This is a genomic window from Neisseria sp. P0021.S006 (assembly GCF_051956895.1).
In genome coordinates this window covers 1-1,207 of sequence record NZ_JBQCWZ010000424.1, presented here as the reverse complement: position 1 = coordinate 1,207, position 1,207 = coordinate 1, and the positions used below count along the sequence as shown (strand labels likewise).

Below are 1,207 nucleotides of genomic sequence, written 5' to 3'. Positions count from 1 at the left end.
GCTGATGGATGCATGGATGCAACATATTTGGCAGCAGCCTTACGACAAAAACGGGGAAAAAGCTGCACAAGGCAAAATCCTCCCTGATCTGCTCGCTTCCCTGCTCGACCATCCTTATTTCAGCCGCCCTTATCCCAAAAGTACAGGCCGAGAGTTGTTTTCCCTAAGCTGGCTTCAAGGCCATCTGAAAGGTAATGAAAAGCCGGAAGATGTGATACGTACATTGGTCTTTTATACCGCACAAACCATTTTTGACGCGGCCAAACAAGCTGCTCCGGTGATTCATCATCTTTATATCTGCGGCGGCGGCATCCGCAATCCTGTTTTGATGCAAGACTTGGAAACCCTGTTTTCTCCCGACACCAAATTGCACAGTACAGCCAAGCTCCATCTTGACCCGCAATGGGTGGAAGCCGCCGCTTTTGCCTGGCTTGCAGCCTGTTGGTGCAATCAAGTCCCGAGCAATCCCCACCATGCAACCGGCGCACATTCACACCGAATTTTAGGCTCAGGACATTACGGCAACTAAAGTTAAATCAATAAAAAGGCCGTCTGAACATTTTCAGACGGCCTTTACTATATTAGCCTTTCCTTATTCTTCTTCCGGCAAACGATTGATTTTCACACGGGCAATCCGTTGTCCGTCCTTCTCAACCACTTCAAAACGCCAGCCATGATAATCGATGAAGTCGCCCACATCAGGAATACTTTGCAATTCTTCCATAATCAAGCCGGCAACAGTATGGAAGTCCGCATCTTCTTCTTGAGCAGGCAGATTTAACTGGGAAGCCAATTCCACATACTCCAATGCACCATCCACAGACAGCGTTTCATCCTGGCTGGCTGGAGCAGCTTCTTCTTCCTCACGCTCGAATTCCTCTGGGAACTCACCGGCAATGGTTTCCAACAAATCTTTCATGGTCACCATACCCAACACCGCGCCAAATTCATCCACCACCAACGCATAATCCGCGCTGCTTTGACGGAACAATTCAATCGCATTTAACGCCGTCGTACTGTCCGGCAAAATCAATGGCTGGCGCAAGGCCGTCTGAATATTGATTTCTCCCGATTCAAGCAGCTGGTTCAGCAAATCTTTTTTACTGATATAGCCCAAAGGCTCATCTACACCTGCCTTACCGACAACCAACAAACGGCTATACGGCGTATTTTTCAACTGCGCATTTTGTTCTTCCCGACTTTGGGA

General features: G+C 48.4%; 2 protein-coding genes. One reads left to right on the top strand and one right to left on the bottom strand.

The features are described from left to right. On the top strand, positions 1–529 hold a 529-nt coding region (locus ACTHUM_RS14700; protein ID WP_440403249.1), incomplete at its 5' end, for an anhydro-N-acetylmuramic acid kinase. 63 nt (positions 530–592) lie between these two features. Here the strand turns inward: ACTHUM_RS14700 and ACTHUM_RS14695 are convergent. Then, the coding region (locus tag ACTHUM_RS14695) for a transporter associated domain-containing protein (RefSeq protein WP_440403248.1) at positions 593–1,207 on the bottom strand (615 nt) is incomplete at its 5' end.